14 protein-coding genes are annotated in these 18,457 nt (G+C 62.0%); 9 read left to right on the forward strand and 5 right to left on the reverse strand.

All coding sequences use genetic code 11. The features are described 5' to 3' along the window. Window position 1: 1 nt before the first annotated feature. From RVM26_RS09570 to htpX, 7 genes are all read left to right on the forward strand, one after another. Window positions 2-511, forward strand: coding sequence for a TRAP transporter small permease subunit (locus RVM26_RS09570; RefSeq protein ID WP_026001778.1), 510 nt, complete (start codon window positions 2-4; stop codon window positions 509-511). Window positions 512-514: 3 nt separating this feature from the next. Next, the gene (locus RVM26_RS09575) at window positions 515-1,840 is read left to right on the forward strand and encodes a TRAP transporter large permease (protein WP_039176169.1); all 1,326 of its coding nucleotides are present in this window, start codon (window positions 515-517) and stop codon (window positions 1,838-1,840) included. Window positions 1,841-1,912: 72 nt separating this feature from the next. Next, on the forward strand, window positions 1,913-3,499 hold the full coding sequence (locus RVM26_RS09580) for a gamma-glutamyltransferase family protein (RefSeq protein WP_498938358.1): 1,587 nt from the start codon (window positions 1,913-1,915) through the stop codon (window positions 3,497-3,499). 149 nt (window positions 3,500-3,648) lie between these two features. Then, a complete protein-coding gene (gene msrB / locus RVM26_RS09585) occupies window positions 3,649-4,047 on the forward strand; it encodes a peptide-methionine (R)-S-oxide reductase MsrB (RefSeq protein ID WP_016914471.1) in 399 nt (132 codons plus the stop codon). Window positions 4,048-4,142: 95 nt separating this feature from the next. Then, complete coding sequence (gene ylqF, locus RVM26_RS09590) at window positions 4,143-5,102, forward strand: YlqF/YawG family GTPase (protein ID WP_498938360.1); 960 nt, start codon at window positions 4,143-4,145, stop codon at window positions 5,100-5,102. Between the two features lie 55 nt (window positions 5,103-5,157). Further along, a complete protein-coding gene (locus RVM26_RS09595; RefSeq protein WP_039176178.1) occupies window positions 5,158-6,405 on the forward strand; it encodes a pyridoxal phosphate-dependent aminotransferase in 1,248 nt (415 codons plus the stop codon). Between the two features lie 126 nt (window positions 6,406-6,531). Beyond that, window positions 6,532-7,437: a protease HtpX gene (gene htpX, locus RVM26_RS09600; RefSeq protein WP_039176182.1), complete on the forward strand. Its 906-nt coding sequence runs from the start codon at window positions 6,532-6,534 to the stop codon at window positions 7,435-7,437. Between the two features lie 77 nt (window positions 7,438-7,514). Here the strand turns inward: htpX and pdxB are convergent, their stop codons facing one another. Beyond that, complete coding sequence (pdxB, locus tag RVM26_RS09605) at window positions 7,515-8,660, reverse strand: 4-phosphoerythronate dehydrogenase (RefSeq protein WP_498938363.1); 1,146 nt, start codon at window positions 8,658-8,660, stop codon at window positions 7,515-7,517. An 84-nt stretch (window positions 8,661-8,744) separates the two neighbouring features. On the opposite strand from pdxB, the gene RVM26_RS09610 reads away from it, so the two are divergent. Then, complete coding sequence (locus RVM26_RS09610) at window positions 8,745-9,026, forward strand: hypothetical protein (RefSeq protein WP_039176935.1); 282 nt, start codon at window positions 8,745-8,747, stop codon at window positions 9,024-9,026. 6 nt (window positions 9,027-9,032) lie between these two features. Here RVM26_RS09610 and RVM26_RS09615 read toward each other — a convergent pair whose 3' ends face one another. Further along, entirely contained in the window at window positions 9,033-9,368 is a 336-nt protein-coding gene (locus RVM26_RS09615) for a glutaredoxin family protein (protein WP_081195615.1), read from the reverse strand. Continuing rightward, a complete protein-coding gene (gene rlmKL / locus RVM26_RS09620) occupies window positions 9,361-11,571 on the reverse strand; it encodes a 23S rRNA (guanine(2445)-N(2))/(guanine(2069)-N(7))-methyltransferase (protein WP_498938366.1) in 2,211 nt (736 codons plus the stop codon). Before rlmKL ends, RVM26_RS09615 begins: the two co-directional genes overlap by 8 nt. Window positions 11,572-11,981: 410 nt before the next feature. On the opposite strand from rlmKL, the gene rmf reads away from it, so the two are divergent. Further along, on the forward strand, window positions 11,982-12,191 hold the full coding sequence (gene rmf, locus RVM26_RS09625) for a ribosome modulation factor (RefSeq protein WP_039176196.1): 210 nt from the start codon (window positions 11,982-11,984) through the stop codon (window positions 12,189-12,191). Window positions 12,192-12,295: 104 nt separating this feature from the next. Here rmf and RVM26_RS09630 read toward each other — a convergent pair whose 3' ends face one another. Together RVM26_RS09630 and RVM26_RS09635 are read right to left on the reverse strand one after the other, a co-directional pair. Then, complete coding sequence (locus RVM26_RS09630) at window positions 12,296-13,321, reverse strand: dihydroorotate dehydrogenase (RefSeq protein WP_498938368.1); 1,026 nt, start codon at window positions 13,319-13,321, stop codon at window positions 12,296-12,298. A 134-nt stretch (window positions 13,322-13,455) separates the two neighbouring features. Beyond that, the gene (locus RVM26_RS09635; protein ID WP_498938370.1) at window positions 13,456-18,279 is read right to left on the reverse strand and encodes an NAD-glutamate dehydrogenase; all 4,824 of its coding nucleotides are present in this window, start codon (window positions 18,277-18,279) and stop codon (window positions 13,456-13,458) included. Window positions 18,280-18,457: the final 178 nt, after the last annotated feature.

An 18,457-nucleotide genomic window follows, 5' to 3' on the forward strand; every position in this document is an offset into this window, starting at 1 on the left:
TATGCAAGCCGTGGAACGTCTTGTCCACGGAATCGAGGCGGTGGTCCGGCTGTTTGGCTTGATCGCTGCCTGGATTTGCGTGGTGCTGGTTGCCCTGGTCGCGGGCGATGTGGTCATGCGCTACCTGTTCAGCATTGGCGCCGTCTGGCTCCAGGAGCTGCAGTGGCACTTGATTTCCCCCATCGCCCTGTTCGGCATGTCGTACCTGCTGTTCGTGGGCGAACAGGTGCGGGTGGATGTGTTTTACGAGCGCTTCCCGGTCGCGGTACAGCGCACCATCGAAGTGATCGGCGGCCTGCTGCTATTGGTCATGGGGCTCTACATCGCCTGGCTGACCCTGCCTTGGGTAGAGCAATCATATCTGCGTAACGAAACCTCACCCAACCCAGGCGGCCTGCCCTTCCGCTGGCTGCTCAAATCGCTCATCCCTCTGGGGTTTCTTCTGTTGGCACTGCAAGGCCTGGCCCACGCACTGCGCCAGGGGTTGGCCCTTCCAAGCCGAGGTGAATAACGCATGTCTCCTAATGAGTGGCTAGCGATCGGCATGATCGTCGCCTTTTTCGTACTGCTGCTGATCGGTATTCCGGTGGCCATCAGCATCGCCGTCACGGCCTTCGTGTTTGGCTACCTGGGGTTTGGCCCCATGCTGTTCAACCTGCTGCCCTCGCGCATCTACGGCGTGGTCACCAACTACACCTTCATGGCCATCCCCCTGTTCGTGTTCATGGGGGTCATGCTGGAGAAGTCGAAGCTGGCCGAAGAGCTGATCGACGTGGTCGGTCACCTGTTCGGGGGACTCTCCGGCGGCATGGGGGTGGCCATCATCTTCGTGGGCGTACTGCTGGGCGCTGCCACGGGTATCGTCGGGGCGACCATCGTCACGCTGGGCCTGTTGACACTCCCCACCCTGCTGCGCCGTGGCTACCCTAAAACCCTGGCCACCGGCATGATTTGTGCGTCGGGCACGCTGGGTCAAATCATCCCCCCGAGCCTGGTGCTGATTCTGCTGGCGGAGATCCTCGGTGAATCCGTGGGCACCATGTTCGCAGCGGCCATGGTGCCGGGGCTGGCCCTGGCCGGGATCTATATTCTGGCGATTCTGGTGCTGGCCAGGCTCTACCCCAACATGATGCCGCCCATTCCCGCCGAAGAGCGTGCGCTGCTCAGCAAAAAGCAGCTATTGTTCAAGGTGGCTACCGTGGTGGGGCCGCCGGTGGGGCTGGTGTTTGCCGTGCTGGGTTCGATCATCGGCGGAATTGCCGCCCCCACCGAAGCCGCTGCCATGGGGGCACTCGGGGCGCTGGTCTTCGTCGCGTGCTCTGGGCGGCTCACGGTGGCTCTGCTGAGCGAGGTCGCCAAGGCCACGCTGGTCATTTCTGCCATGGTCTTCTTCATTCTGATCAGCGCTCAGGTCTTTGGCCTGGCCTTCCGTGGGCTGGGTGGCGAGCATCTCGTGGGCCGCATGTTCGACTGGGTCCCCGGGGGCGAGCTCGGCGCGCTGCTGTTCATGCTGCTGCTGATGTTCGTGCTTGGTTTCTTCCTGGAATGGATAGAAATTACCTATATTGCCCTGCCGCTGTTTTTGCCCTTCTTCGTGCAAATGGGCATCGATATGGTATGGCTGGGCATTCTGGTGGGCCTGGTGTTGCAAACCTCGTTTCTCACGCCACCGTTTGGCTGGTCGCTGTTTTTCCTCAAGGGCGTGGCCCCCAAGGAGGTTTCGACCCTCGATATCTACAAAGGCGCGCTGCCCTTCATTGGCCTGCAATTCCTGGCCGTGGCGCTGGTCTTCGCCTTCCCGGCCATTGCCACCTGGCTACCCGACGCCATTGGCTGGTAGCCCTTGATAACAGTACCCCTTGATAACAGTAGCTCTTAATAACAGTAGTCCTTAATAACAAAGGATAACGTCATGCTTCATACACAACGTAGTTACGGCGGCAGCTGTGTTGCCCCCCACCACCTGGCTGCCAGTGCCGGTCGCGATGTGCTCAAACAAGGCGGCAATGCGGTAGAAGCCATGGTGGCCGCCGCAGCGGCCATCGCCGTGGTCTACCCGCACATGAACGCGCTGGGTGGCGACGGTTTCTGGCTGATTCACGAACCAGGCAAGCCGCCCATTGCCATCGATGCCTGCGGGCCAGCCGCCGCGCTGGCCAGCGCCGATTTTTACGCTGGCGAATCACACATCCCGGAACGCGGCCCCCAGGCAGCCCTGACCATGGCGGGCACCATCGGCGGTTGGCAGGAAGCGCTCAACGTGGCCGCCCAGTGGGGCTCGGCGCTGCCGCTGACGACCCTGCTGGCCGATGCCATTCGCCATGCCGACGACGGCGTGGCGGTTTCCCAAAGCCAGGAGGCGCTGACCGCCAAGCACCTTGCCCGGCTCGGCCAAAGCCCCGGCTTCAACGAAGCCTTCCTGCTCGATGGCAAGGTCCCCCGAGAAGGCGAGCGGCTGCGCCAGCCGCGCCTGGCCCGAACCCTCGAACGTCTGGCCAGTGCAGGGCTGGATGACTTCTACCGTGGCGAACTGGCCGCCAGCATGGCCCAGGACCTGGCCGCGCTGGGCAGCCCGCTGCGGTTGGAGGATTTCCACGCCTATCGCGCCCAGCAGGTCACGCCGCTGCAGGTACAGCTGCAGGACGCGACGCTCTACAACCTGCCCGCCCCGACCCAGGGCATGGCCTCGCTGATGATTCTGGGCATCTACGAACGCCTCAAGGCTGCCGAGCCCAACCGCTTCGAGCATCTGCACGGCTTGATCGAGGCCACCAAACGCGCCTTCATGCTGCGCGATAGCCACGTCACCGACCCCCAGCGGGTGCCTGCCCCCCTCCAGTCGCTGCTAAGCGCCGAACGCCTGGCCGAAGAAGCCGCCGCCATTGACCCGGCCAGCGCCCTGCCCTGGCCCCATGAGCCCGCGCCGGGCGACACCATCTGGATGGGCACCGTGGATAGCCAGGGCCGCTCGGTGAGCTTCATTCAGAGCATCTACTGGGAGTTCGGCAGTGGCGTCGTGCTGCCGGAAAGCGGCGTGCTCTGGCAAAACCGAGGCATCAGTTTTTCACTCGACCCCAATCATCTGCGCGGCCTGGCCCCGGGGCGCAAGCCGTTTCACACCCTCAATCCGGCGTTGGCCCTGTTCGAAGACGGGCGCACCATGGTGTACGGCACCATGGGCGGCGAAGGCCAGCCACAAACCCAGGCCGCGGTGTTCTCCCGCTACGCACTACATGGCATGCCACTGCAGCAGGCGGTTACCGCGCCACGCTGGCTATTGGGGCGCACCTGGGGCGAGACCAGCACCAACTTGAAGCTGGAAGCGCGTTTCGACGATGCCCTGGTGACCGCCCTCGCCACGGCGGGCCACGATGTAGAAGTACTGCCCGAGGCCTTCAGCGACACCATGGGCCATGCCGGTGGCATCGTACGCCACCCGGATGGCCTGATCGAAAGCGCCCATGACCCCCGCAGCAACGGCGGTGCCGCCAGCGTTTAGGCCGGGTACTGGCGCTATCGCCCACTTTCGCACATGCTGAACCTGAGCAGGGCTACCGTTGTCACTGGCATAGCGTCAGGCACAACGGTGGTATACTGCCTGCCCAATAAGCCTCTGCTTATCAGCAACCGGAGGGAGAGGAGAGCCCCATGGCGAAAATAGCGAAATCCCCTGAAGAGTGGCGCCAACAGTTGACCCCGGAGCAGTACCGCGTCGCCCGGGAGAAGGGTACCGAGCGTCCGTTTACCGGTGACTATCAAGTGAGCGATGCCCAAGGCATCTACCACTGCGTCTGCTGTCATGCGCCGCTGTTCGAGAACGAACACAAGTTCGATGCAGGCTGTGGCTGGCCAAGCTTCGACAGACCACTGGGCATCCGCTGCGTGGAAGAGCATCGCGATACTTCCCACGGCATGATTCGCACCGAAGTAGTGTGTTCCCACTGCGATGCCCACCTGGGACACGTGTTTCCCGACGGCCCCCCGCAAACGACGGGCCTGCGCTACTGCATCAACTCGGTCTCTTTGGAGTTTCACCCCGACGAATAATTGATCCCAAACGAAGCGCAGCAAGGCGGGCACCATCTGTTAGAATGGCGGCCCGCTTTTTTTATGCCGAATGTTAGTGCTTGCAGGAGATCCCCATGCTCGGCTGGTTCCCAGGACATATGAACAAGGCCCGCCGCCAGATCAAGGACGCGCTGCCGGAAATCGACGTCGTGATCGAAGTGCTCGATGCGCGGCTCCCCTACTCCAGCGCCAACCCGATGCTGGCCGAGCTGACCCGCCACAAGCCGGTCCTCAAGATTCTGTCGCGTGCCGACCTGGCCGACCCCGCGCGTACCGACGAGTGGGTCGCGTTTTTCGATGCCCAGGCCGACACACGGGCGCTGGCCATCACCACCACCAACACCCGGGAACTGAAGCGCATTCCCCGGCTTTGCCATGAGCTGGCCGGTGCGGTGCGTGCAGACCGTGATGTTCGCGTGATGGTCATGGGGATTCCCAACGTCGGCAAATCGACGCTGATCAACGGCCTGGCAGGACGCAAGATCGCCAAGACCGGTAACGAGCCCGCCGTGACCAAGCGCCAGCAAAAGGTACGCATCGATGGCCGCGTGGCGCTGATCGACACCCCAGGCGTGCTGTGGCCCAAAATCGAGGATCAGGCCAGTGCCTACCGGCTGGCGGCCAGCGGTGCCATTCGCGACACGGCCATCGAGTATACCGATGTGGCCATGGTGGCCTGTGCCGAACTCGCCAGACGCTACCCCGACGAGCTGACGGCCCGCTACAAGCTCAAGGCGCTGCCCCGCTATGAAGCCCCTGCCACCCCTCAAACAGAAGTCGATGCCGATGGCCCCCAAAAGCCCGACTTTCTGGCCATTGCCGGGTTCGATGGCCACGCCATCCTCACCGAGATTGCCAGCAAGCGCGGTGGTTTGCGCCCTGGCGGCTCCGTGGACCTGCACCGGGGCGCCGAAGTGCTGCTGCATGAACTGCGCGACGGCAAGGTGGGCAGGCTGACGCTGGAAACCCCCGAGGACATTCCACCGCCCGTGGAGCAAATCGACCAAGACAGCTCGCCATCAAGCAACGCATAATGGGCGAATAATCAGTCACTCCCACGGCAATGGACACTTTTGGATAACGCACCCCATGGACACCGCGCAGCCTAACGAATCACACACGCTCAAGAAGTCCCATAAACTGCACAATGTCTGCTACGACATTCGCGGCCCGGTTCTCGACCATGCCAAGCGCCTGGAAGAGGAAGGCCAGCGGATTCTCAAGCTCAACATTGGCAATCCGGCCCCCTTTGGTTTCGAGGCACCGGAAGAGATTCTCCAGGACGTCATGCGCAATCTGCCCACCGCCCAGGGCTACTGTGATTCGAAAGGGCTCTACTCTGCGCGCAAGGCCATCATGCAGGAGTGCCAGCGCAAGCAGATCCCCGGCGTCGGTATCGAGGATATCTATATCGGCAACGGCGTGTCCGAGCTGATCGTCATGGCCATGCAGGCGCTGCTCAACGATGGCGATGAAGTACTGATCCCGGCACCGGACTACCCGCTCTGGACCGCCGCTGCCCACCTGTCGGGCGGCCACGGCGTTCACTATCTGTGCGACGAGCAGGCCGACTGGGCGCCGGACATGGCCGACATTCGTGCCAAGGTCACCAGCCGTACCCGGGCCATCGTCATCATCAACCCCAACAACCCCACCGGGGCGGTGTACTCTCCGGAAGTGGTGCGGGAAGTCCTCGAGATCGCCAGACAGCACAATCTGGTGGTGTTCTCCGACGAGATCTACGACAAGATTCTCTACGACGGGGTCGAGCACACCGCCACGGGCGCGCTGGCCGACGACGATCAGCTGGTCATCACCATGAACGGGCTTTCCAAAAGCTACCGCTGCGCTGGCTTTCGCTCCGGCTGGATGACCATTTCCGGCACGCTGGCCAAACAGCGGGCCAAGGACTTCATTCAGGGCCTGACCATGCTGGCCTCCATGCGGCTGTGCGCCAACGTACCTGCCCAGCATGCCATTCAAACGGCGCTGGGCGGCTACCAGTCCATCAATGACCTGATCCTGCCTGGCGGTCGACTGCTGGCGCAGCGGGACATCACCATCGAGAAGCTCAACGCCATTCCCGGTGTCTCCTGCGTGACACCCAAAGGGGCGCTCTACGCGTTTCCGCGCCTGGACCCCAAGGTCTTCAATATCAAGGATGACCAGCAGCTGGTGCTGGACCTGTTATTGCAAGAAAAGATCCTGCTGGTGCAAGGTACGGCCTTCAACTGGCCAGACCCGGACCACGTGCGCATCGTGACGCTGCCCTGGGCCGACCAGCTGGGCGACGCGCTGGATCGCTTTGCCAATTTCCTGTCACGCTATCGGCAGTAGTTATTTCAGTCTTCATGTCCGTCGCTACAGCATTAAAAACAGCTACTTGAAACTGTAGCGACGGGCACGCATCTAAGCCATATTCCAGCAAGACCCCGTTATAAACCTGAAGGGAGAAACCCACCCATGATGCGAATTATGCTGTTTCTGGCGACCAACCTCGCCGTCGTACTGGTGGCCAGCTTTACGCTGCGCCTGTTCGGCGTCGAGGGCTATCTGCGCAGCCAGGGAATCAACTTCACTGGCCTGCTGCTGTTCTGCTTCATCGTCGGCATGGCGGGCTCGATCATCTCGCTGTTCATGTCCAAATGGCTGGCCAAGCGCTCCACGGGCACGGTGATCATCGAAACGCCCTCCAATGCCACCGAAAAGTGGCTGGTGGACACCGTGGCCGAGCTTTCCCGTGAAGCCGGGATCAAGACCCCCGAAGTGGGCATTTTCCCGGCCCAGCAGTCCAATGCGTTTGCTACCGGCTGGAACAAGAACGACTCGCTGGTAGCCGTCTCGGCGGGCCTGCTCAACCGCATGCGCCCCGAAGAGGTCCGCGCGGTACTGGCCCACGAGATTGGCCACGTGGCCAACGGTGACATGGTCACCCTGGCGCTGATCCAGGGCGTGGTGAACACCTTCGTGATGTTCTTTGCCCGTGCCGTCGCCCACCTGATCGACACCTTCCTGAAAAGCCGCAGCGACGGTGAAGGCGGTCTGGGCTTCATGGGTTATTTTGCGGTGGTCATGATTGCCGAGATCGTGTTTGGCATCATTGCGTCGGCCATCGTGGCGTGGTTCTCGCGCTACCGCGAATACCGCGCCGACGAAGCGGGTGCACGCCTGGCGGGCACCGGCGCCATGGTCAACGCCCTGGCACGCCTGAAGGCCGAAACCGAAATGCCCGACCAGATGCCCGACCAGATGCGCGCCATGGCCATCACCAAAGGCCAGACCCGCTCGCTGATGGAGCGCATGTTCGCCAGCCACCCACCGCTGGACGACCGCATTCGCGCCCTGAAAGAAGCCGCCTACCGTCAGTGATGCTAACCGTCACTTAACGGCAGACGCCACCATAAGGCCCGCATCGCGGGCCTTATGCGTTTTGTGTCCAGCTCTTTTCAGCCGAGCTGCACCTGAAAACCGGCAGCTTCCAAAGGCGCACACAGTGGCCGAGCATCTTCTTTCAACAGCACACTCAGCGTGGCAAACTCGCGACGCAGCGGGTAATGGGCGCGGCAGTGATCGAACCCCTTGGCAACCCCTTGCTGCATCACGTTACGCTGCAGCGTGTCGTGGTCACGGCGCACGTCATACACCGCTCGGATACATAGCCGCAGCGCCTCTTCAACGGGCAGTGCCTGTGAGAGGGTCAGCGAGGCCAGCGCCGGGGGCGGACACAAGTCACTGAATGCCAGGTCTGAGGGGCGGCCTTCATGTGCCGCCAGCGCCTGCTGAATCATCCAGGTGCCGCGCAGCTTACCGTCCAGGCTATGGCCGGCAATGTGCGGGGTTGCCAGGGCCACCAGATCCCTCAGGCTGGCATCGATGCCCGGCTCGTCTTCCCACACATCGAGAATGGCGGTGATGTCGCCCTTGCCTGCCAGGCGGCTGCGCAGTGCCAGTCCATCGATGCAGTCCCCGCGCCCGGCGTTGACCAGTACCGTTTGCGGGGCCAGTTCCTGGAGCCGCTCGGCGTTCAACACATGGTGCGTCGCGTGGGGGCCGTGCTTGACCAGCGGTGTATGCAGGCAAATGACATCGCATTGCTCGATCAAGGTATCCAGGGCCACGAAGCCCTCAGGCCCTTCCTGCTCGGCGCGGGGCGGGTCACATACCAGCACTTCCATGCCCAGCGCACTCAGCCGCGTCAGCAAGCGGCTGCCGACGTTACCGGCCCCGACGACTCCCACACGGCGCGACAGCAGCGGCCACCCTTCCCGCTCGCTCACGGTCAACAGGCTGCTCAGCACATAGTCCACCACAGCGTCGGCATTGCAGCCAGGCGCACTGGCAAACCCGATGCCCTGGGCTGAGAGGTAGTTCAAGTCGATATGATCGGTGCCGATGGTGCAGGTGCCGACGAAGGCAACACGGCTGTTGGCCAGCAAGGCCTCATCGACCCGGGTGATGGAGCGCACGATGAGCGCGTCGGCATCGGCCACGTCGGCCGTGCGAATCTCGCGCCCGGGCAGGCGGTGCAAGGTGCCCAGCCCACCAAAGCACGCGTCGGCGGCGGGAATGTTGGCATCGATGACAAGTTTCATAGGCGTTTTGATTTCCGGGCTTTACAATACGCCCGCAACGGCTTGCTGTGCAGGCGTGAACATGATGGCGTTAAGGAGATGGGTGTGATCGTACGCTGGGAAACCGACCATGACTATGTGTTGGTGCACATTCACCAGGATATGTTCGGCGACTGGATTTTCAGCCGCGCCTGGGGGCAGATCGGCACCCAGTTTGGCGGGCTGAAACACCAGTTGGCCGACACCTTGGCGCAGGCACAGATGTGGCTGGAGGACGAGTCCACCATCCAGACCTCCCGAGGCTTTCGCAAGGTACTGGAAGCCGCCGACCACACCCCCGAAGGCCAGGAGGCCATGCGCCAGCTGTCGCTGCTGGATGTGCTGTAGGCACGCCTACCCAAGAAACCGACGCCCATTACGCTGGTGCGCCCCTACCGGGGGCGTCGGGGCTGGCGGGTTGGTCAGGGCCGCCAGCGCCGCTTCGTCCAGCCAGCCTCGCTGCTCCAGCCATTGGCTCAGCCGCGCCAGGTCGAAGCCACGGTCCAGCTCTTCCCCCTGCTCATCCAGCAACACCGGTATACGCACGCCGTAGCGCTCGACCAGCGCGTCGTCTTCGCTGATTTCGATGCGCCGCAAGTCCACTGGCTGGTTGGCCAGGGTGGTCACCAGCGCTTCGAGTTGAGCGCACAGGTGGCAGCCCAGAGTGGTGTAGATGGAGAGTTTAATCATCGGCTCGGCTCTTGATCAAAAAGACGTGATGCAGGTTGGTACGACGCTGGAAATCCGGGTCGAAGGTGCGCGCGGTGATCTCCTCCACTGCGTAGCGCTGCACCAGCGCGTCGTCCAGTTTGAAACGCCGCTGGTTATTCGAGAACACCAGCACGCCACCCGGCGCCAGACGCGCCATGGCCAGCTCGACCAGCCTTGGGTGATCCCGCTGGATATCCAGCGTATCGCGCATCTTCTTGGAGTTCGAGAACGTCGGCGGGTCCATGAAGATCAGGTCGAAATCGGCATTGGCCGTTTCCAGCCAGCGGAAGCAGTCGTCCCTGACCACCCGGTGCCGCCGGTGATCCAGCAGGTTCAGGCTGAAGTTGTCTCTGGCCCACTCCAGGTAGGTGTTGGACATGTCGACGCTGACGCTGTCGCTGGCCCCGCCTAACGCGGCCTGTACGGTGGCCGTGGCGGTGTAGCAGAACAGGTTCAGGAAGCGCTTGCCGCTGGCCATGTCGCCCAGCATACGCCGCACGGGGCGGTGGTCGAGAAACAGCCCGGTGTCCAGGTAGTCGCGCAGGTTGACCCACAGCCGCGCACTCCCCTCACGCACTTCGAAACGCTCGCCGCTGGCATCGCGCTTCTGGTACTGGGCGGCGCCGGTTTGCCGCTCACGACGCTTCACGTAAATCTTGCCGGGGTCCACGTCCAGCGCCTCAGGCAGCACTTCCAGCGCGTCGAACAGCCGCTTTTGTGCCTGAGCAGGGTTCACGGAGCCCGGCGCGGCATACTCCTGCACGTGAACGCGGTCGCCATAGCGGTCGATGGCCAGGGCATACTCCGGCATATCGGCATCGTAGAGGCGATAGCAGGTTTCACTGCTCTGCTTGAGCCACTTTTTCAGGCGTTTCTGATTCTTTGCCAAGCGGTTGGCAAACATCTGGGCATTTTCCGACACCGCTGGCTTGGCAGGCCGTTCCGGCGCCGGGGCCTCTGTCGTGGCGGAATCGCTGGGCACGGCAGACTCCCTGGCTGCGCCGATCTGCATCATCAGCAGCTTGGCATCCAGCGCACCATTCTTTAGCGCATACTGCTTATGGGCGCGCAGCCCCAGGCGATGCCCCAGGTCGGGATTGCCGGTGAACAGCGCCAGCATCCAGCCGGGGAACAACGCCTTGGCCTTTTCCCCAAGCTGGGCATAAAGCCTGACCAGTTCCGGCAATTCGCCCAAACGCTCGCCGTAGGGCGGGTTGGTGATCAACAGGCCCTGCTCGGCGGTGAGGTCGACGGGGCGAGTGAGCTGAGCCAGACTTTGGCCATGCAGGCTGATCAGCGCAGGAATGCCCGCGCGCATAGCGTTCGACTTGGCGGCACTCAGCGCTGCAGGGCTTTGGTCAAAGCCGATCAGTGGGTTCCTGCAGCGCTTGCGGCCAATCGACGCCCGCGCTTCGGCTTCGCGCTTGAGCTCACTCCAGAGCGCAGGCTCATGCCCCGCCCAGCCATGAAAGCCGAAACGCTCACGGTTGAGGTTGGGGGCCTGGTCGGCGGCCATCAATGCGGCCTCGATCAGCAGGGTGCCAGCCCCGCACAAAGGGTCCAGCAAAGGCTCGCCAGCCTTGGCGCGCTCGGGCCAGCCTGCACGTACCAGCAAGGCAGCGGCCAGGTTCTCCTTGAGCGGCGCATGCCCGACGTCACGCCGGTAGCCGCGCCGATGAAGGCTCTCGCCGGAGAGGTCGATACCCAGGCTCAGGTTGGCGCGATGCAGGTGCGCATAAAGGCGCAGGTCTGGCGTTTTGGTATCCACATTGGGGCGCTCCTGCCCCGAGAGCTGTAGCGAGTCCACCACCCCGTCCTTGACGGTTTGCGCGCCAAACCGGGTGTGGCGAATGTGCTCACTGCGGCCATGAAAATCCACCGCCAGGGTGCGTCCTGGTGCCAAATGCTGACGCCAGGCAATGCGTGCCACCACATCGCGCACCTGCTCGGCGGTCTCGATCATGCTTTCCCGGGCCAGCAGCAGAATGACGCGGTTGGCTAGTCGCGACCACAGGCAGACCCGGTAGGCCGTGGTCTGGTCGGCAGTGAAATAGACACCGGCCACGGTGGTTTTACCAGGCTCGGCGCCCAGCGCTTGCAGCTCGTCTGCCAGCAGGCCTTCGATGCCTTTGGGGCAGGTGGCCAGCAGATTCAAAGAGGGTGTTTGGCTCAGCTCGGTCATGTTCTTCGCCGCGCGTCACCGCGCGATATTCCTGTATATGTCAAATGAGTTTACGTCTTATGACAATTTGATGGTCGACAAGTGACCCCATGATGGTCTATCAATAAAAGGGTAGCTACTAAAAACGCATGCGTTGCTTGTCTGGGTCATTACTGTGCACTTCCGCAAGGAGACTCCTGTAACGACCCACGGCTTGTCGAGTCGGCGGCTTTACCTGTTCAGCACGTGAGTGCTAGACACCAAGGTACTGGCGAAGACTCACTCTTGGACTTGAAGTCACCTCTCGAAGCAGAGTTGGCAGCAATGGTCGGCGTCGTGATGACGCTTGAAAGGAGCTCGGTAGACAATGAGCTGCCCGTTTGCTGGCCATTTGCTTCTTATCAAAGGTTTTCGTGAAAAGAGGTTAGCCAATGAAACGACAAAAACGTGATCGCTTCCAGCGGGCTTATGTTCACGGCTATAAAGCGGGTATTACGGGTCGCTCCCGTGATGATTGCCCCAGTCAAGATGTCAATTTACGCGAATACTGGATGAGCGGTTGGCGTGAAGGTCGCGGAGACCAGTGGGATGGTATGGTCGGCGTTTCCGGCATCCATAAAAACCCCATGGTCATGACCTGATTTATTTACCTTTTACACGGACATTTGGAGTACGGAGCCCGCTCGCCAGCGGGCTTTTTATTGCCTACCCCTTTATTGCCCACCCCTCCCCCGCGCCTACCCTATTAGTGGGCAGAAGCCTGCTCCTTGAGCGCCTCGGCACACTGTTTCACCAGCGTCGGCCCCTTATAAATCAAGCCTGAATAGAGCTGCACCAGGTCGGCACCTGCCTCGATTTTCGCTTGCGCTGCCGCCGCACTGTCGATGCCGCCCACGCCGATGATCGGCAGGTCAGGCAGTTCGGCACGCAGCAGCCGGATGACCGCATTGGAAGCCTCGAACACCGGTCGGCCCGATAACCCACCGGCTTCCTGCGCCTGGGGGTCCTGCTGAACGGCCTCACGAGACACCGTGGTATTGGTGGCGATCACGCCATCCAACCCATTGCGAGAAATACTGCCCGCCACCAGCGCCACTTCCTCTGCGTTCATGTCGGGGGCAATCTTCACCAGCAGCGGCACCTTGCGACCCAGCGCGTCATCCAGCGATTGGCTGCGGGCACGAATCGGCCCCAGCAGGGCATCCAACTGCTCGCCGAACTGCAGCGTGCGCAGCCCCGGCGTGTTGGGCGACGAGATATTCACCGCGATATAATCGGCCACCCCATGCACGGCGTCGAGACACAGCAGGTAATCATCCAGCGCCTGCTCCACCGAGGTGGTCAAATTCTTGCCGATGTTGATGCCTACGATACCGCCATAGTGGCGCTTCTTGACCTGTGCCACCAGGTGCTCGACGCCTTTGTTGTTGAAGCCGAAGCGGTTGATGATGGCCCCGTGTTCAGCCAGGCGAAACAGACGCGGCCTGGGGTTTCCCGGCTGCGCTTTCGGCGTGACGGTGCCCACTTCCACGAACCCAAAGCCCAGCTCACCCAGGGCATCCAGGTGATCGGCATTCTTGTCCAGCCCGGCGGCCAGGCCGACGCGATTGGCAAAGCGCAGCCCCATCAGCTCGACCGGGTCGCTGACCGGCTCGCCATACAGCCGCTTCACGCCACCGACTCGGTGCAGCGTATCCAGCGCGCCAAGCGCCAGACCGTGGGACGTTTCCGCATCCAGGCGGAACATGAGCGAGCGGGCAAGGGTATACATCAGCGAGACACTCCTGGGCGATGGGCTGTTGGCGAGGCGGCCGCAGTATAACGCACTTGGCCCAGCGAGGCAGAATGAAAAGGCCGCGCCCTGGTGAACCAGGGCGCGGCCTTGAGTGGGCCTTTCGTCAGGCGTCAGGCTTCGCTATCGCTCTCGGCCAGGTCCACCAGCTCACGGACGGCGACCGCAAACAGGGCAAAACCGCCTTCGCTGCCGCTACGTACCTCTTCGATCAAGCGGCACCAGCGACGATGCAGCTCGGCGTGCTGCTCCAGCCACTGAGCCACGCGCTCCTGGGTGTCGCGGCTGCCCGCTTCCAGTTTCAATACGCTGGTGGTCAGCGCCAGCTGTTGGCGATCGATATCGTCACGGAAGGTTTCACGGGCCTGTGCCTGCCAGGCATCGCGCACTTCCAGTTGGGTGACCTGCTGGATCATCCACGGTAGCTCCAGACGGCTGCCAATCTCGTGGAAGACTTCCGCCACCCGCTGGGGCTTCTCGTTGGTCAAGCGGGCAGCCTGAATGATCCCCAGGCTGGCGTACAGGCGCGGTGCCGCAGCCACCGTGGCGGCCAGGGACTCCGGCACGCCGGCTTGCTGAAGTTCGTCACAGCGTGCCTGCCACTCCTGCTGCTCATCACCGCTGAGCAGCTCACCGATGCTCTCCTGCAGCTGGGCCAGACGCGGCCCGAAGTACTCGATGGTGTCCTGAGTCGACAGCCCCAGGTGCTGACGCAGGAACCAGCGGGTGGCACGACGCACCAGACGCATCAGGTCCAGCATCATGGAGTACTGCACCCGGCTGGAGACCTGGTTGTCCAGCGCTTCGATTTGCGCCCACAGGTCCGCCAGGTTGAAGGCATCGCGGGCAACCACGTAGGCCCGGGCAATATCGGCCCGGCCAGCGCCGGTGGAGTCCATCAAGCGGCGCACGAAGACGATGCCCATGTGGTCGACCAGATCGTTGGCGACCTGAGTGGCCACGATCTCACGCTTCAAACGGTGCTCGTACATCTCGCCCTGGTAGCGCTCGGTGAGCACCGCCGGGAAGAGCCGCTCGAGATGGCGATGGATGTAGGGGTCGTCGGGCACCTCGGAATTGATCAAATCCCCCTTCAAGGTGCTCTTGGCGTAGGAGATCAGCACCGAGAGTTCCGGCAAACGCATGCCCTGGTCGCTGCTGGCACGCTCCTTGAGCACCTCGTCGGTGGGCAGGAACTCCAGCTCGCGGTCGATCTGACCAGCGGCTTCCAGTTCGCTGATGAAGCGGCGATACGGCCTCATGCCCTGATGGGAAAGAATTTCCGACAGGTCCAGCGCCTGGGTCTGGCGATAGTTGTCCAGAATGACCAGGTTGGCCACTTCGTCGGTCATGTCGGCCAGCAGCTGATTGCGCTGCTTGTCGGTCATGTCGCCACGCTTGACCACTTCGTCGATCAATATCTTGATATTGACCTCATGGTCGGAGCAGTTGACGCCCCCGGCATTGTCGATGAAGTCGGTGTAAACCCGCACGCCGTTGGCGGCTGCTTCCATTCGGCCACGCTGGGTGAGACCCAGGTTACCGCCCTCCCCCACGACTCGACAGTTCAGCTCCTTGCCATTGATACGCAGCGCATCGTTGGCCTTGTCGCCCACGTCGGCATCGGTTTCTTCGGAGCTTTTCACGTAGGTGCCGATACCGCCGTTCCAGATCAGGTCGACCTGGGCCTTGAGCATGGCGCGAATCAGATCATTGGGCGACAGACGCGCCTCGGTGATTCCGAACACCTGCTGCATTTCCGGGCTGATGGCGATGGATTTGGCGCTGCGGCTGAACACCCCGCCTCCTTGAGAGATCAGCTCGACGCTGTAATCTTCCCAACTGGAGCGCGGCAGGTCGAACAGCCGCTGGCGCTCGGCAAACGCCGCTGCCGCATCAGGGTTGGGGTCGACGAAGATATGCAGGTGGTTGAACGCCCCCACCAGCTGGATCTTGTCCGACAGCAGCATGCCGTTGCCGAACACGTCCCCGGCCATGTCACCGATACCTACCACGGTAAACAGGTCCTGCTGGGTGTTCACGCCCAGGTTGCGGAAGTGGCGCTTGACCGACTCCCAGGCGCCCCGTGCGGTGATCGCCATTTTCTTGTGGTCGTAGCCATTGGCGCCACCAGAGGCGAACGCATCCCCCAGCCAGTGGCCATACTCGACGGAAATGGCGTTGGCGATATCCGAGAACGTTGCGGTGCCTTTGTCGGCAGCCACCACCAGGTAGGTGTCGTCGTCATCGTGGCGCACCACGTTCTTCGGCGGCACGACCTCTCCTCCGACCAGATTATCGGTGACGTCCAGCAGCGCCCGAATGAAGATCTGGTAGCAGGCAATGCCCTCTTTCTGCTGGGTTTCACGGTCGGCATTTTCAGGCATGCGTTTGCACACGAAGCCGCCCTTGGCGCCTACCGGCACGATGACCGCGTTCTTCACCTGCTGCGCCTTGACCAACCCCAGCACTTCGGTACGGAAATCTTCCAGGCGATCCGACCAGCGCAGGCCACCGCGCGCCACCTTGCCACCTCGCAGGTGCACGCCTTCGACACGGGGCGAGCAGACGAAAATCTCGTAGGCCGGACGCGGCTTGGGCATACCGGTCACTTTCGACGGTTCCAGCTTGTAGGCAATGTAATCCTTGAAGCGGCCCGCGTCGGTCTTCTGGTAATAGTTGGTGCGCAGCGTGGCCTGGATCAGCTCCATGAAACGGCGCAGCAGCTGGTCGTCATTGAGGCTGGCAACGCCTTCCAGGTGCTCGTTCAGACGCGCCAGGCAGTCGTCGGTCTGGCCGGGCTGCTGTTGGGCCGGGTCGAAGCGCAGGCGGAACAGCTCTACCAGCGTCTGGGTGATCACCGGGTAGTTGGCCAGCGTGGCGGCAATGTAATCCTGGGACATGCCAAAGCGAATCTGCTTCAGGTAACGCGCGTAGCCGCGCAGCATGGCCACTTCCCGCCAGTCCAGACCGACCCCGACGATCAGGCGATTGAAGGCATCGTTATCGGCTTCGCCGGCCCAGATACGCTTGAACGCTTCGCTGAACGTGTCGCGCATGTCGCCCAGATTGGCGCCCTGACTATGCTCCAGCTCGAAGTCGTGTATCCAGTAGCGCTGCTGAGGCGCGTTGATATCGTAGGGGCGCTCACCGATCACGCGCAGGCCGAGATTCTCCATCATCGGCAGCACGTCCGAGAGCGGGATCTGCGATTCGCGATGGAACAGCTTCAGGTTCATGCCCCCTGCCTGCTCTTCCAGCGGACGATACAGGGAGAGCGAAAGCGTGTCGCCATTGTCCAGATTCAGCAGGTGCTGAATGTCGAATACCGCCGTGCGGGCGTTGAAGTCTTCGCGGTAGCTGGCCGAGAAGGCATCGTGGAAATTATCCAGCAGGTGGTTGGCGCGCTCTTCTCCAAACCCTTCGATCATGGCCGCGTGCAGGTCGTCACGCCAGCTGCGCGACAGCCGTGCCACTTTACCCTCCAGACGCTTCAGGTCGTACTGGCTGGGCGTGTCGCCATTGAAGCGCAGGATCAGCTGAATACGCGCCAGCACCGACTCGGAGAGGTAGGTGTTGAAATCGCCAAAGTGTGCATCCAGCTCGTCGCACAGCATGTTCTGAATACGCTGGCGCAGGTCGGTCGAGAACACGTCGCGGGGCACGAAGACCAGGCAGGAGTAGAACTTGCCGCTGACATCGGCGCGGATGAACAGGCGTACCTGACGACGCTCACGGATGTTCAAGATGCCCAGCGAGGTAGTGGCCAGCTCGTCGGTGCCGATCTGGAACAGATCATCCCGCGGGTACACTTCCAGCACCTGCAGCAGCTGCTTGCCATTGTGGCCCTGAGGGTTGAACCCGGCGATGTCGGTCACGGCTTTCAGCTTGCGACGCAGCAGCGGAATGTTGCGCGGCGACTCGTTATAGACGGTCGCGGTGAACAGGCCAAAGAAGCGACGCTCGCCGATCACGTTGCCATCATCATCGTAGCGGTCCACGGTGATGTAGTCGGGGTACGTAGGACGATGCACGCGAGAGTGATGGGCGCTCTTGGCAAACGAGAGCAGCTGCGGCACCAGCACGTAGTCATTGTGCTCATCCACCCCCTCTTTGGTGCGGATACGCTCCCGGTAGCGGGGCTGGTCCAGGCGGAACACGCCCAACACGCTGTTGGGATCACGCTGCAGCTCGCTGCCTTCCAGCAGATACTCGTCATACCCCAGGAACGTGAAGTTGTCCTTCAGCAACCACTCGAGAAACGCAATCGCTTCTTCGTGGTCGTCGGGGTCGATCTGCGGCGGGCAGTTCTTTTCCAGCTCCTGAATGGCGGAGGTGATCTGCCCGCACATGGCGTCGTAATCACCCACTGCCGTGCGCACGTCGCGCAGCACTTCGTGCAAGTTGCGCTCGATGTTGGCCAAGGATTCAGGATCGGTATGACGATCCACCTCGATGACGATCAAGGATTCGCGGGCCTCGGGGGCATGCTCATCCTTGGGCGAGGTCAGTGCCTTGAGCTGGTGCTGGCCATCGCGGGCAACCGCAAATACTGCGTTCTGAATGGCATGTACGGTCAATCCGCGCCGATTGAGCTCGATACGTACCGAGTCGACCAGAAACGGCATGTCTTCATGCAGCACGGCCACGAAGGTGTGGTTGGACTGCCAGCCGTGCTCTTCGAAATCGGGGTTGAAGATACGCACTTTAGGGTGTTGACGGTCATGATGCTGGAGAAACTGCCAGATCGAGAGCGTGGCCCCATAGAGGTCGTCAAGACGACGGTCGATCAGGTCCTCGACCGGCACCGTCGCGTAGAAATGGCGCGCGAAGGCTTCGACATCCGCCGCTCGCGCAGGCTCCAGTCGCGCTTCCAGGCGCTCTTGTAGCTGCTTCAAAAGATCCCGCCGACTCTCTTCAATCGCAACGTAATGCATCCATCACCTCGACTGCCTGGGGCCACAACCTGGGCCAAAAAAACGAAGGACAATAGGCCTTTAGGCCACGCTACCAGATAGCTTACGCTACCCTCGTCCAGCACCCTAACCATCTGGCATGTTATTCATGGTGTATGCCGCTTGTGCATCATAAGCACTATTGACAAGCGGCCCATGA

The sequence above is a fragment of the Halomonas sp. KM072 genome, assembly GCF_050710315.1.
In the GTDB taxonomy this organism is placed as follows: Bacteria; Pseudomonadota; Gammaproteobacteria; order Pseudomonadales; family Halomonadaceae; genus Vreelandella; species Vreelandella hamiltonii.